We start from the raw sequence: 13,349 nt of genomic DNA on the forward strand, positions 1-13,349 counted from the left end.
CCAATGCCCGAGATCGCACGCGACTCGGTCGGCCTGGTGTCGCCTCAGACGGCGCACTTCGACGACCCCCTGGATCTGGCCTGCGGCATGACACTGCCGGCCTACGACCTCGTCTACGAGACCTACGGCACCCTCAACGCCGAGCGCTCCAACGCCGTGCTGATCTGTCATGCGCTCTCCGGCCATCACCACGCCGCCGGCTACCACGACGCCGAGGAACGCAAGCCGGGCTGGTGGGATGCACACATCGGCCCCGGCAAATCCATCGATACCGAGCGTTTCTTCGTGGTCTCGCTCAACAACCTGGGCGGCTGCCACGGCAGCACCGGCCCCAACAGCATCAATCTGGCGACGGGTCGCCTGTGGGGTCCGGAGTTCCCCATGGTGACCGTGGGCGACTGGGTACATAGTCAGGCCCGCCTGGCCGACCGCCTGGGAATCACGCGCTTCGCCGCGGTCATCGGCGGTAGCCTGGGCGGGATGCAGGCACTGCAGTGGACCCTGAGCTACCCCGAGCGCGTCGGCAGCGCCGCGGTCATCGCCGCCACGCCCAAGCTCTCGGCCCAGAACATTGCCTTCAACGAGGTGGCGCGCCAGGCCATTCGCTCCGATCCCGAGTTCCATGACGGCTGGTACGCCGAGCATTCGGCGATACCAAGACGCGGACTCAAGCTGGCACGCATGGTGGGGCATATCACCTACCTCTCGGAAGATGCCATGGGCCACAAGTTCGGCCGCGACCTGCGTAGCCATGACTTCAACTTCGGCTACGACGTCGAGTTTCAGGTCGAGTCCTACCTGCGCTACCAGGGCGATACCTTCTCCACCTCCTTCGACGCCAACACCTACCTGCTGATGACCAAGGCGCTGGACTACTTCGACCCGGCGGCGGCTCATGGCGGTGACCTGGCCCGCGCCCTCGCCCCGGCCCGCTGCCCCTTCCTGGTAACCAGCTTCACCACCGACTGGCGCTTCCCACCCTCGCGCTCCAAGGAGCTGGTCGATGCCCTGATCCGTGCCGGCAAGCCAGTCAGCTACGCCAACATCGAATCGAGTCACGGCCACGACGCCTTCCTGATGCCCGAGCCCCGCTACCAGGCGGTATTTGCTGCCTTCATGTCGCGGGTGGCTCGGGACCTGGGGCTGGAGGAACGCCCATGAATCGCCCGGACCTCAAGCTGATCCATGAGTGGGTGCCGACCGACGCCCATATCCTCGACCTGGCCTGCGGAGATGGCACCCTGCTGGCGGCCCTGGCACGCAACAAGGGGGTGACCGGCTACGGCCTGGAGATCGACCCCGAAGGCATCACCGCCTGCATCGCCAAGGGCGTCAATGTCATCGAGCAGAATCTCGATGACGGGCTGGCCAACTTCGATGATGGCGCCTGTGACCTGGTGGTAATGACCCAGGCCCTGCAGGCCCTTCGCCGTCCCGACCTCGCCCTCGACGAGATGCTGCGGGTGGCCGGGGAGGCGATCATCACCTTCCCCAACTTCGCCTACTGGCGCCACCGGGTCCATCTGGGCATCCGCGGCTACATGCCGGTCTCCAAGTCGCTGCCTCACGCCTGGTACGACACGCCCAACATTCACCTCTCGACCTTCAACGACTTTGAACAACTCTGTCGCGACAAGGGTCTGATCATCGTCGACCGAGCAGTGGGTATCGGCGACCACGAGGGGCACTGGACCTCGCGGCTATGGCCCAACCTGTTCGGCGAGATCGCCATCTTCCGGGTCGCCCGCGGCTGACTCGGAGGGGTCCAGTGAATGACGGCAAGGGGAATAAGCGCATGAGAAGTCAATGCATGACGCGGGGCATCCTGCCTGCCCTGCTCGCGGGCACTCTGGCAATGCTGACCGGCACTGCCGCCGCCCAGCAGTTCGAGCAGATAGGCGACGTCCAGATTCACTACAGCGCGGTGAGCACCAGTTTCCTGCCCGAGGCGGTGGCGCGTGAACACCAGATCCAGCGTAGTCCTGCGCTGGCGCTGCTCAACGTCAGCGTGCTCGAGGAGCGTGAGGACGGCACCACCCGCAACGTGCCCGCCAGGGTCGATGGGCGGGTTGGCGGCATCGGCGAGAATGACGACGGCAGGCCGCTGAGCTTCCGCACCTTGCGCATCGGCGACTCCCCCTCCCAGGTGGCGGTGTTCCGTATCGACGACGGGGCGCCGATGCGCTTCGATCTGGAGGTGTTCCACGATCGCAACGCCGAACCAGCCCAGGTGCAGTTTATCCAGCGCTTCTATATCGACCGTTAGCGACCGAGATGCGGCGTCCGCCGCCGCATCTCAGCCGCTAAAGCGGCGCTCGAGTGCCACCGGCAGTTCGAGATCCAGATGGATATCGACCGGCCTCCCGTCACGTCGCTGCACGCGGCAGCGCCATGCCAGCACCTCAACGCCGTTTGCCGCCGCCTCGCGCAGGGCAGCCGCATAGGCGGGATCAAGGTGCTCGGCGGGGGCCACGTCGGGAATGCCCTCATGGGCCACGCAGAACAGCAATACCGCACGCTGCCCCGCCTGCGCCAGGGCCATCAGTGCCTCCAGGTGCTTTCTGCCCCGCTCGCTCACCGCATCCGGAAAGTAGCCGTGCCCATCAGGCTCCCTCAGCGTCACCTGCTTGACCTCCACGAAGGCCGTGCCACGCTCGGGGTCGTCGAGCCGGAAGTCGATTCGCGAAGCCTTCTCCATCTGAGTGGCAACCGCAACCTCGCGCCGCAATTCGGCATACCCGGCGAGCATCGGGATCCGCCCGGCACGCAGCGCCCCCTCGACGATACGGTTGGCCCGCCCGGTCTGCACCGAGGCCATCGCCAGGCTGCCATCGGGCTGAGGCAGCTCGATCAGCTCCCAGGTCCAGGCCAGCTTGCGTTTCGGGTTGTCGCTGGGCGATAGCCATACCCGGCAACCCGGAACATTCACCGCTCGCATGGAGCCGGTATTGGGGCAGTGAGCCACCACCTCGCGGCCATCGTCGAGAAGCACATCGGCCAGGAAACGCTTGTAGCGGCGCAGCAGCACGCCTGGCATCAGCTCGGGATACGCCATGCTCACCATCTACTGGCGTGCCAGGAAACGTTCTAGGCGGCCCACCGCCTCCTCCAGGCGTTCGACGCCGGTGGTAAAGGCAATCCGCACATGCCGCTCGCCGCCCTGCACGGCGAAGTCGACTCCCGGCGTGATGGCGACGTTCTCCTCCTCCAGCAGACGCTGGCAGAAGGTCTGACTATCGTGGCTGTAGCGGGAAATATCCAGCCACAGGTAGAAGGCCCCCTGGGGCGGCAGCGAGGGGGCGAGGCCGAGCCGCGAAAGTCCGGCCAACAACGCATCCCGGCGGCGTCCCAGCTCGACTCGGCGTTCCTCGAGAATGGCACGACAGTCGGACGTAAAGGCGGCCAGGGCGGCATGCTGGGCCGGAGTGGGGGCGGCCAGGAAGACGTTCTGGGCCAGCCGCGTCAGCGGCTCGACTGCCTCCTCGGGCGCCAGCAGCCACCCCAGGCGCCAGCCGGTCATGCCGAAGTACTTGGAAAAGCTGTTGACCACGAAGGCATCCGGAGTGATCGAGGCCACCGAGAGGGGCTCGAGGTCATAGCAGAGCCCCTGATAGATCTCGTCTACCAGCAGATGACCGCCGCGTCCGGCCACGACCTCGGCCACCGCGGCCAATTGGCCAGCATCCAGCATATGACCGGTAGGGTTGGAGGGCGTCGCCAGCATCGCCAACCGCGTTGTCTCCCGCCAGTGGGGCTCGACCAGCCCGGCATCCAGCTGCCAGCCACTCTCCGGCCCGACCGGCACAACATCCACCTCGGCCCCGGCCAGGGCCATGAAGTGACGGTTGCAGGGATAGTTGGGATCGGCCATCAACACCCGGTCACCGGGCCCGGCCAGCAGCTGGCTGGCCAGCAGCAGCGCACCAGAAGCGCCGGGGGTGACCAGAATGCGTCGCGGGTCCACCTCGGCATCGAAATGGTCCGCGTAGTGGCCGGCAATCGCCTCGCGCAGGGCTGGTATCCCAGCCGCCGGCGTGTAGCGGGTGTGGCCCGCCGCCAGGGCGGCCTGGCCAGCGGCGACCACCGGCTCGGGGGTCGGGAAGTCCGGCTCGCCAACCTCCAGATGGATCACATCATGGCCGGCCGCCTCACGGGCCTGGGCAGTTTCCAGCAGGCTCATCACCCGAAAGGGGGCGACCTGGTCGATTCGGGGGCTCCAGGCCATGGCAAGACTCCTGTCGTTGGGCCACCATGCCAGGGAGTCAATCCTCCCACGGCACGGTCAAAGAGTGGTGTCACTGAGGGCCTAGTGTAGCGACTTTGGTGGCAAGATCGCAGTCATATGCCCAGCCGAGCTTGCAAAGATGGGGTTTATCGGCTAAACAAGCATGCCTTTGGCGTGAGATATCTTGCCAGGCGGCGAGTATCGATCAGCAGTCACACCAGTAACGAGGCAGCACCATGCCAGGAGGCAGCACCATGCCAGTAGCCGACAAGAAAACGGAAGCTCCCGAGAAGTTCACCCCCTACGAACCGGCGGCGGGTGAGGAGTACATGAACGAGAAGCAGCTGGAGCATTTCCGACAGATCCTGCTGGGCTGGAAACAGGATCTCATGGAAGAGGTGGACCGCACCGTGCGCCATCTGCAGGAGGAGGCGAACAACTACGCCGATCCGGCCGATCGCGCCACCCAGGAGGAGGGCTTCAGCCTGGAGCTGCGCACCCGGGACCGCGAACGCAAGCTGCTCAAGAAGATCAACGAGACGCTCGACATGATCGACGAGGACGACTATGGCTTCTGCGAGGCCTGCGGCGTCGAGATCGGCATTCGCCGGCTGGAAGCCCGTCCCACGGCCACCTTGTGCGTGGACTGCAAGACGCTGGCCGAGCTCAAGGAAAAGCAGCTGGGCGGCTGATCCGGCCATGCCGGTGCTGTGGCTGATCCTTCATGACGGGCACCCCAGGGTGCCCGTCTGCGCATCTGACGCCTGGAAACCTGCATGAGCCTCTACCGCGGACGCTTCGCCCCCACCCCTTCAGGACCACTGCACTTCGGCTCACTGATTGCGGCCCTGGGCAGCTTCCTGGATGCTCGGCAGGCCGGCGGCGAGTGGCTGTTGCGCATCGAGGATATCGACCCGCCACGCTGCCCGGCCGGTGCCGCCGACGAGATCCAGCGCCAGCTGGAGGCCTTTGGACTGCAGTGGGATGGACCCGTACTCTGGCAGCACGCCCGCAATGACGCCTACCAGGCCGCCCTCGAACGCTTGACCGATCAGGGCCTCGCCTATCCCTGCAGCTGCTCACGCAAGCAGTGGCGTGACCACCCCGTCTATCCCGGCTGGTGCCGCCATGGCGTCCGTGAGCCCGACAAGCCGGTGGCATGGCGACTACGCAGCGACCGGGGGCTGCGCCCGGTGGTATGGCAGGATCGACTGTTTGGCGAACAGCGCTTCGACCCGGCTCGACTCGGCGACGTGGTACTCAAGCGCAAGGATGGCCTGTGGGCCTACCAGCTCGCCGTGGTGGTGGATGATGCCGGCCAGGGCATCAATAACGTCGTACGCGGTTTCGACCTGCTCGACAACACCCCCTGGCAGCGCCAGCTGCAGCACGCCCTGGGTGCCGCCACGCCGAGCTACCTGCATCTGCCGCTGATCATCGGTGAAGGTGGCCAGAAACTTTCCAAGCAGAACCTCGCCCCGGCGCTGCCCACCCGGGACGCCGCGGTACGCCCGCTGCTGCATGCCGCCCTGAAGGCGCTCGACCAGGCGCCCCCGGAGACGCTTGCCACCGCACCCGTGAGCGAGCAGCTCGCCTGGGCCGTTGAGGCCTGGTCGGTGGCACGCATTCATCCCCAGGCTGAACGGCCTCTCGCCAACAATCGGGTCACGGCGTCGTGATGGAGAAGGAGGTGCCATGTACGTCTATCGACTGATGTTGTTCCTGGTGTTCATCGGCTACCTGCTCTCACCGCTGATGATGAGCGGCTGGGCCAATCCCGACGTGGCTTGGTACCGTCCCTTCATCATCTGGGGCGTGTTGATCGCCCTGACCCTGTGGCTGGAGCAGAAGAGGAAACTCGATGAACGCTAGCCTGGTCGGCATGCTCGGCGTGGGAGCCGGTTTCCTGCTACTGCTCTGGCTCTGCGCACTGGCCGTGGAACGTGGCTGGATTTCCACGCATATCACCCGCCACCCGCTCGTCTACGTTCTTGCGCTGGGGGTCTATGCTAGTGCCTGGGCGATCTATGGCAGCCTGGAGCTGGCCGCCACCTCCGGTTACGGCTACCTGACCTACTATCTGGGCATGGCCGGCGCCTTCCTGCTGGCCCCGGTACTGCTGGTGCCGATCCAGCGCATGGTGCGCACCCATCAGCTGGCCTCGCTGGCCGACCTCTTCGCCTTTCGCTATCGCTCGCGCTGGGTCGGCACCCTGATCACCCTGGTCAGCCTCTTGGCGGTACTACCGCTGCTGGCCCTGCAGGTCCAGACCATGGGCAACGCCATCTATCTGATGACCGGCGCCGCCTCACCGGCCACACTAGCACTGCTCTTCTGTGTACTGCTGGCGCTATTCGACATGACCTTCGTGGGACGGCGCCAGAGTATCGATGGCCAACACGACAGTCTGCTGGCCGTGATGGCCCTCTCCTCTCTGATCAAACTACTAGCCATGCTGGGCCTCGGCGCCTTCGCACTGTTCGTAATCTTCGATGGACCCACCGATGTTCAGGCATGGCTCGAGGGCCCAGGCCAGACCTTTCAGTCCAACGTAGTCAAGACCGACCCGGCTCACTGGCGCTCGATGCTGCTGCTGTTCTTCGCCGGCCTGCTGATGCCGCATATCTTCCATCTGGTCTTTAACGAGACCCGCTCGCGTCACACCCTGCTGCAGGCCAGCTGGGCGCTACCGCTGTTCCTGCTGTTGATGGCGCTACCGGTACCGCTGATCCTGTGGGCCGGCCAGCGCCTGGGGGTCGATGCCACCTTCGACACCGGCTACCTGGCGTTTGGCCTGTCCGAGTCGTTGTCCCTTCGGGCCCTTGCCTTCCTCGCCGGACTCGCCGCCACCAGCGCTACCACCCTGCTGATCGCCCTGGCGCTGTCGGGCATGCTGACCAACCATGTCTTCCTGGTGGCACACCCCCCCGAGGCCCACCACGACCTATACCGCTGGCTACGTTGGCTGCGCCGCGGCCTGGTTGCCGCGGTGGTGCTCGGCGGCTGGCTGTTCTATCGCATCGTCGGCGTGCACCACGACCTGACCAGCTTGGGGCTGGCGGCCTTCGTGGGCATGGCGCAGTGTCTCCCTGGACTACTGGCCCTGCTCTACTGGCCAGGCGCCAACCGGCGCGGCATGGTGGCCGGGCTGATCGTCGGGGTGGGGGTATGGCTCTCCGGCCTATGGGTGCCCCTGCTGACCGGACTCCCCGCACTGGCGATCATTCCCCCCGGGCTCGAGGCGCTGAATGGCGAGCCGGTCTGGTACACGGTGACCCTGGTCTCCCTGGCAAGCAACGCCATGGTCCTTATCGTGGTCTCCCTGGCCACCCCGACATCCGAAGGGGAGCGTGCCGCCGCCGAGGCCTGTTCGGTGGATGCGGTGATCCGCCCCCAGCGACTGCCGCTGGAGGCCGCCAACGGTGAGGAGTTCAAGCCACACCTGGCCCGTGCGCTGGGTGAGTCGGTAGCGAGGCGAGAGGTCGACCGCGCCCTGGATGATCTCGGCCTATCACCGCTGGACGGCCGCCCCTACGCGCTGCGCCGGCTACGCGACCGTCTGCAGGCCAACCTCTCCGGGCTGATGGGCCCCTCGGTGGCCCAGGATATTGTCGACCGCTATCTGCCCTACCGCCAGGGAGGCCCCGGCGCCATCGAGGATATCCACTTCGTGGAGAGCCGCCTGGAGGCCTACCGCTCGCGGCTTACCGGCCTGGCACGGGAGCTCGACGGCCTGCGCCGCTACCACCGACGCACTCTCACGCGACTGCCCGTGGGGCTGTGCGCCTTCGGTGAGGATGGCGAGCTGCTGATGTGGAACGATGCGCTGGCCCGCCTCTCGGGCATCGACGGCAGCGGTGTCGTGGGCGCCAGGCGCGAGAGTCTGCCCGCCCCCTGGAACCAGCTGCTGGGGCGCATCATCGCCGAGCCTGAAAGCCAGCTCTACAAACACCCCGTCACTCTCGACGGCACCACCCGCTACCTCAGCCTACACAAGGCCGCCCTGGAGGGCAGCGATAGCGAGCCCGGTGGCATGGTGATCCTGATCGAGGATCACAGCGAGATGAAATGGCTGGAGGATGAGCTGGTCCACGCTGCTCGACTGGCCTCCATTGGACAGCTGGCCGCCGGCGTGGCTCACGAGATCGGCAACCCCATCACCGGCATTTCGTCGTTGGCACAGAACCTGCGCTACGAGGCCGATGACCCCGAGGTGGTGGAGACCACCGAACAAATCCAGCAGCTCACCGATCGCGTCTCGCGCATCGTCTCCTCTCTGGTGGGTTTCGCCCATGGCGGCCGCCACCTCGCCGGCCGCGAGCTCGCCCCGGTGGCCATTGCCGAGGTGGTCGACGAAGCCATTCACTTGATCCACCTGGCCCGCTCGAGGGAGGATGTGCGCTTCGACAATCGCTGTTCGCGGGAGGCGTGCGTGGAGGGCGATGCCCAGCGTCTGCTGCAGGTAATGGTCAACCTGCTGGGCAACGCTCGCGACGCCAGCGGCCCGGGAGACAGTGTGACCATCGAGACCGTCCCTGAAGGCCCGGGGGTGAGGGTCAGTGTCACCGACGAGGGCGCTGGCATCGATCCCAGTGTCCGCGATCATCTCTTCGAGCCCTTCACTACCACCAAGCCCCCCGGCGAAGGCACCGGCCTCGGCCTGCCGCTGGTCTATAGCATCATTGCCGAACATCACGGCACCCTGGACGTCGAGTCACCGCTGCCAGGAAATGAGGGCGGTACTCGCATCAGCCTGTGGCTGCCGCGTCACCAGAAGGAGGGTGAGAGACCCCGATGAGCCGGATCCTGATCGTAGAAGACGAAGCCATCATCCGCAGTGCGCTGCGCCGCCTGCTCGAACGCCACGACTACCGAGTCGAGGAGGCCGGCTCGGTCGCCGAGGCCATGGCCCTGGATCCGCAACGCTTCGACCTGGTGATCAGCGACCTGCGCCTGCCAGGCGAGCCCGGCACCGAACTGATTACCCGCGTCGCCCCGGTAGCGGTGCTGATCATGACAAGCTACGCCAGCATGCGCTCCGCCGTGGACGCCCTCAAGCTGGGTGCCGTGGACTACGTGGCCAAGCCATTCGACCACGATGAACTGCTCGAGACCGTGGCCCGCGTGCTTCACCAGCAGGGCAGCCTGCAAGCCACTCCCCCCGCTATCGCCGACCCCGGCGGCCAGGCGCGGCCGATGATCGGCAACTGCGAGGCAATGCAGCGGGTCTACGCACGGATCAGCAAGACCGCTCCGGCCGATGTCACCGTGCTGATCCAGGGCGAGTCCGGCACCGGCAAGGAGCTGGTGGCTCGTGCTCTGCACCAGCAGAGCAAGCGAGCCAAGGCATCGCTTATCTGCGTCAACTGCGCGGCGATTCCGGAAACGTTGATCGAATCGGAGCTGTTCGGCCACGAGAAGGGAGCCTTTACCGGGGCCAGTGCAGCCCGCACCGGCCTGGTGGAGGCCGCCGACGGTGGCACCCTGTTTCTCGACGAGATCGGGGAGCTGCCTCTGGATGCTCAGGCCCGTTTACTGCGGGTCCTTCAAGAGGGTGAAATCCGCAAGATCGGCTCGGTGGAGACTCGCCACGTCGATGTGCGCCTGATCGCCGCCACACACCGCGACCTCCAGGCGCTGTCGAAGACCGGTGAATTCCGCCTCGACCTCTACTACCGCCTCAATGTCATGCAGATCGACCTGCCGCCCCTGCGCGAGCGGGAGGACGATGTGCTGCAGATCGCCGACGCCCTGCTGGACAAGGCCTGTCGGCGCCATGAGCGCGGTGGGCTGCGTCTCTCCCGCGCCGCCCGCGACGAGATCCGCCACTATCCCTGGCCCGGCAACGTGCGCGAGCTGGAGAATGCCCTGGAGCGTGGAGTGATCCTCGCCGAGGGCCATCTGATTCACCCCGACGACCTTGGCCTCACCGCGGCCTCTGGCGCTCCCCCCATGACACGGCGGCCTGCTCCCCCCCAGGAAGCTCCGGCCGTCGACAAGACGGCTAGTGTCGATAGCGCCCCCGCAGATGACCTCTCGCTAGAGGATTATTTCCAGCACTTTGTGCTGGAGAACCAGGATCATATGAGCGAGACCGAGCTGGCCCAGAAGCTCGGCATCAGCCGCAAGTCGCTCTGGGAGCGCCGTCAGCGGCTCGGTATTCCACGCAAGAAGAGCTCTCGTCGCAAGGTCGACTGACCCTAGCCAGGGCCGGGGCCAGGGCCAGGGCCGGGGCCGGGGCCGGGGCCAGGGCCAGTTGACCATACTCCCAAGCCCTCTTCGACTAAGGTTCAAGGACGGTTTTTGGCCTGATGTGAGCACCCCGGATCGAGCATCGGCCTTCCTCAAGCACCATTTGTTACCGTCCCACACACGTCATGCCCGGTTCCTGCACCATCCAGGTAACACTCGCTCCTTCAGCAGAAGTCCCTCCCTGAAAAATAAAAAGTATCATACTGATTTTATTGTTAAAAAAAGATAATGGCATGCCATCTGCAATATACATGGCAAGAAAAACAAGTTCCGGCGTCATTCGCTGCCCGCCACAACAACGGCCACAACAACAACAGCGCAGCCCGAATGACACAGGCCCACCACAACAACATCAAGAGGCGTGGGCCAATTCCGCCACAGGTGCGACACAACAAGAACAACAGAGTGACGTGCCCGGCCCCTCGAACATAACAACAGCAATAGACGAGGCACCGGAAAATTCAGGACGCGACGCGCCAGCCACGCCCACAACAAGAACAATGGGCCCGCGAGGCGCACCCCCGGAAACAATACCAATACGCCGGGGGAAGGCAGAATCACTGCCGTCGTGGTTGGATTATTGTTTTGAATACGAGGCGGTCTCCACCGGGAGCGCCAACAAGGATAACAACACTGCTTGCCTGAACTCCTTGGTGACTGTGGTGCGTATTCAAGGCGATGTGCCATCACGAAGAAGAAACAGCTGCAGGGACGCTGCAACGCTGCTTGAGGGGGGAGGCCAATGGCCTCCCCCTTTTACGTTCGAGTATCGGAAATACGTGTTCGGGTATCGGAAATGTGCGAAAGCCGGAGAAGCCCTGGTGCTATGCAAGCTCCCGGGGGTCCGCTACACTCAATGCCTTTGCACCTTTACCAAAGCCACGAGCTTTCTCCGCCCTGCGAGTCGATATCGCCGCATGTTCAAAGGATTTACCCGTTTTCTGCAGAGTCCCGGCGAGAGCCTGAAATCACTGTTCGGTACCGAGGCTGCCAGCAGCAACCCCGAGGTTCGCGTCATTCCACGCGAGGAGCACCCAGTATCGCGCCAGCATCTCAGCGATGCAGCCCTCAAGGTTCTTTATCGGTTGCACAACGCCGGCTTCGAAGCCTATCTCGTCGGTGGCTGCATCCGTGACTCCCTGCTCGGGCGCATGCCGAAGGACTTCGATGTGGCTACCGATGCCACACCGGAGGAAGTCAAGGGGCTGTTCCGCAACTCACGGATCATTGGTCGCCGTTTCCGTATCGTCCATGTGCGCTTCGGCCGCGAAGTCATTGAGGTCACCACTTTCCGAGGCAAGCCCGGTGACGAGCACGCCGATCATGTTGCCCAGCAGTCCGACGACGGTCTGCTGCTGCGCGACAATGTCTGGGGCGATGTTCAGGAAGACGCCCTGCGCCGCGACTTCACCATCAACGCCCTCTATTACAGCATCGCAGACTTCTCGATCCACGACTTCGCCGATGGCGTTCGCGATATCCAGGCACGCACCCTGCGCCTGATCGGCGACCCGGCGACCCGTTATCGCGAAGACCCGGTGCGCATGCTGCGGGCCGTGCGCTTTGCCGCCAAACTCGACTTCCAGCTGGCTCCGACCACCGAGGCGCCGATCCGCGAGCTCGCCCCCTTGATGCTGCAGATCCCCCCAGCGCGTCTGTTCGACGAAGTGCTCAAGCTGTTCATGGCCGGATATGGCGTCGAGACCTTCCGCCTGTTGCGCCACTACGGCCTGTTCGAGATGTTGCTGCCCGAGGCCGCCGAGGCCATGGACGAGCTGCCCTGGGCCGAGCGCCTGGTCGAGGAAGCCCTGGCCAGCACGGATCGCCGCATCCACGAGGAGCGTCCGGTGACGCCGGCCTTCCTGTTCGCCGCCATGCTATGGCCACCGGTGGTGCAGCGCCAGGCCGAACAGGAGGCCAATGGGTTGCCGCCGATCCCTGCCCTGCAGGCCGCTGCCCAACAGGTGATCTCGCGTCAGCTCCAGCATGTATCGATCCCCAAGCGCTTCAGCATGCCCATGCGCGATATCTGGGATCTCCAGCAGCGCCTGCCACTGCGCCGCGGTCGCCGGGTATTCCAGACACGCGAGCATCCGCGCTTCCGCGCCGCCTACGACCTGCTGCTGCTGCGCGAGGCCGCTGGCGAACTGACACCGGGTCTCGGCGACTGGTGGACCGACTTCCAGAACGCCAATGAGCACGAACAGGCTCGCCTGCTCGACCGGGTCGGTGCCAATCCCGCCGGCAGTGGCAAACCCGGCCGCAAACGGCGTCGACGCCGCCGCAAGCCAAGCGGTGGGAATGGTAGCGGTAGCTCGGAGCCATGAGCTTGCAGCGCGCCTGGGTCGGTCTGGGCAGCAATCTCGAGAGCCCCCGCCGACAGGTCGAGTCGGCCATCGAGGCGCTCGACCGGCTGCCGCTGACCCGTCGCGTGGCCGCCTCACCGCTGTATGCCAGCCGCCCTGTCGGCCCCCAGGACCAACCCGACTTTATCAATGCCGTGGTCTGCCTGGAAACACGCCTCTCGCCACTCGCACTGCTCGACCAGCTGCAGGCCCTGGAGCAGCGCCACCGCCGCGTGCGTGCGCGCCGCTGGGGCCCCCGCACCCTCGATCTGGATCTGCTACTGTTTGGTGACAGCACCCTGTGCCTGCCGCGCCTGACGGTGCCACATCCGGAGATGACTCAGCGCACCTTCGTGCTGTTGCCACTGCTGGACGTCGATCCGCGACTGCGCCTCCCCGACGGACGGCGACTGGCCGACCTGCAGGCCACCCAGGTCGACGCCCTCTCGAGTGGAGTGTTACCGCTCGAGGGAGGATGATCGCCAGAAAGTGTTACCCATCGACACAGAGCGCCCATTCGGGTAACA

12 protein-coding genes are annotated in these 13,349 nt (G+C 65.3%); 10 read left to right on the forward strand and 2 right to left on the reverse strand.

The features are described from left to right. Positions 1–3: 3 nt before the first annotated feature. Genes metX through GRB80_RS15035 form a run of 3 tightly spaced genes read left to right on the forward strand, consistent with a single transcriptional unit; the run spans position 4 to position 2,266 of the window. Positions 4–1,161, forward strand: a complete 1,158-nt coding sequence (metX, locus tag GRB80_RS15025; RefSeq protein WP_161424087.1) for a homoserine O-succinyltransferase MetX — start codon at positions 4–6, stop codon at positions 1,159–1,161. Then, positions 1,158–1,754, forward strand: a complete 597-nt coding sequence (gene metW, locus GRB80_RS15030; protein WP_132042101.1) for a methionine biosynthesis protein MetW — start codon at positions 1,158–1,160, stop codon at positions 1,752–1,754. The genes metX and metW overlap by 4 nt, the downstream gene beginning before the upstream one ends. Positions 1,755–1,795: 41 nt before the next feature. Continuing rightward, positions 1,796–2,266, forward strand: coding sequence for a DUF4426 domain-containing protein (locus GRB80_RS15035; protein WP_132042102.1), 471 nt, complete (start codon positions 1,796–1,798; stop codon positions 2,264–2,266). A gap of 30 nt (positions 2,267–2,296) precedes the next feature. Here GRB80_RS15035 and sfsA read toward each other — a convergent pair whose 3' ends face one another. Both sfsA and GRB80_RS15045 read right to left on the reverse strand, forming a co-directional pair. Continuing rightward, positions 2,297–3,055, reverse strand: coding sequence for a DNA/RNA nuclease SfsA (sfsA, locus tag GRB80_RS15040; RefSeq protein WP_202597238.1), 759 nt, complete (start codon positions 3,053–3,055; stop codon positions 2,297–2,299). Positions 3,056–3,064: 9 nt separating this feature from the next. After that, the gene (locus GRB80_RS15045) at positions 3,065–4,225 is read right to left on the reverse strand and encodes a pyridoxal phosphate-dependent aminotransferase (RefSeq protein WP_132042103.1); all 1,161 of its coding nucleotides are present in this window, start codon (positions 4,223–4,225) and stop codon (positions 3,065–3,067) included. A 254-nt stretch (positions 4,226–4,479) separates the two neighbouring features. Here GRB80_RS15045 and dksA point away from each other — a divergent pair, with 254 nt between their 5' ends. The 7 genes from dksA to folK all read left to right on the forward strand — a co-directional run bounded on the left by dksA (position 4,480) and on the right by folK (position 13,301). Beyond that, complete coding sequence (gene dksA, locus GRB80_RS15050; RefSeq protein ID WP_132042104.1) at positions 4,480–4,917, forward strand: RNA polymerase-binding protein DksA; 438 nt, start codon at positions 4,480–4,482, stop codon at positions 4,915–4,917. 84 nt (positions 4,918–5,001) lie between these two features. Further along, positions 5,002–5,904, forward strand: coding sequence for a tRNA glutamyl-Q(34) synthetase GluQRS (gene gluQRS / locus GRB80_RS15055; RefSeq protein WP_161424088.1), 903 nt, complete (start codon positions 5,002–5,004; stop codon positions 5,902–5,904). 16 nt (positions 5,905–5,920) lie between these two features. Then, positions 5,921–6,097: a hypothetical protein gene (locus GRB80_RS16290; protein WP_165927492.1), complete on the forward strand. Its 177-nt coding sequence runs from the start codon at positions 5,921–5,923 to the stop codon at positions 6,095–6,097. Continuing rightward, positions 6,087–9,023, forward strand: coding sequence for an ATP-binding protein (locus GRB80_RS15060; RefSeq protein ID WP_161424089.1), 2,937 nt, complete (start codon positions 6,087–6,089; stop codon positions 9,021–9,023). The genes GRB80_RS16290 and GRB80_RS15060 overlap by 11 nt, the downstream gene beginning before the upstream one ends. Beyond that, entirely contained in the window at positions 9,020–10,423 is a 1,404-nt protein-coding gene (locus tag GRB80_RS15065) for a sigma-54-dependent transcriptional regulator (protein WP_132042107.1), read from the forward strand. The genes GRB80_RS15060 and GRB80_RS15065 overlap by 4 nt, the downstream gene beginning before the upstream one ends. A gap of 971 nt (positions 10,424–11,394) precedes the next feature. Further along, positions 11,395–12,804: a polynucleotide adenylyltransferase PcnB gene (gene pcnB / locus GRB80_RS15070; protein WP_132042108.1), complete on the forward strand. Its 1,410-nt coding sequence runs from the start codon at positions 11,395–11,397 to the stop codon at positions 12,802–12,804. Continuing rightward, a complete protein-coding gene (gene folK / locus GRB80_RS15075; RefSeq protein WP_161424090.1) occupies positions 12,801–13,301 on the forward strand; it encodes a 2-amino-4-hydroxy-6-hydroxymethyldihydropteridine diphosphokinase in 501 nt (166 codons plus the stop codon). The genes pcnB and folK overlap by 4 nt, the downstream gene beginning before the upstream one ends. The last annotated feature ends 48 nt before the right edge of the window (positions 13,302–13,349 follow it).

Source organism: Halomonas icarae (assembly GCF_009901955.1).
Taxonomy (GTDB): domain Bacteria; phylum Pseudomonadota; class Gammaproteobacteria; order Pseudomonadales; family Halomonadaceae; genus Halomonas; species Halomonas icarae.

Coding starts and splice junctions, on each gene's coding strand:
- metW (WP_132042101.1), top strand. CDS start 1,158: ATGAATCGCCCGGACCTCAAGCTGATCCATGAGTGGGTGCCGACCGAC.
- GRB80_RS15065 (WP_132042107.1), top strand. CDS start 9,020: ATGAGCCGGATCCTGATCGTAGAAGACGAAGCCATCATCCGCAGTGCG.
- GRB80_RS15035 (WP_132042102.1), top strand. CDS start 1,796: ATGAGAAGTCAATGCATGACGCGGGGCATCCTGCCTGCCCTGCTCGCG.
- GRB80_RS16290 (WP_165927492.1), top strand. CDS start 5,921: ATGTACGTCTATCGACTGATGTTGTTCCTGGTGTTCATCGGCTACCTG.
- metX (WP_161424087.1), top strand. CDS start 4: ATGCCCGAGATCGCACGCGACTCGGTCGGCCTGGTGTCGCCTCAGACG.
- GRB80_RS15045 (WP_132042103.1), bottom strand. CDS start 4,225: ATGGCCTGGAGCCCCCGAATCGACCAGGTCGCCCCCTTTCGGGTGATG.
- sfsA (WP_202597238.1), bottom strand. CDS start 3,055: ATGGCGTATCCCGAGCTGATGCCAGGCGTGCTGCTGCGCCGCTACAAG.
- gluQRS (WP_161424088.1), top strand. CDS start 5,002: ATGAGCCTCTACCGCGGACGCTTCGCCCCCACCCCTTCAGGACCACTG.
- dksA (WP_132042104.1), top strand. CDS start 4,480: ATGCCAGTAGCCGACAAGAAAACGGAAGCTCCCGAGAAGTTCACCCCC.
- folK (WP_161424090.1), top strand. CDS start 12,801: ATGAGCTTGCAGCGCGCCTGGGTCGGTCTGGGCAGCAATCTCGAGAGC.
- GRB80_RS15060 (WP_161424089.1), top strand. CDS start 6,087: ATGAACGCTAGCCTGGTCGGCATGCTCGGCGTGGGAGCCGGTTTCCTG.
- pcnB (WP_132042108.1), top strand. CDS start 11,395: ATGTTCAAAGGATTTACCCGTTTTCTGCAGAGTCCCGGCGAGAGCCTG.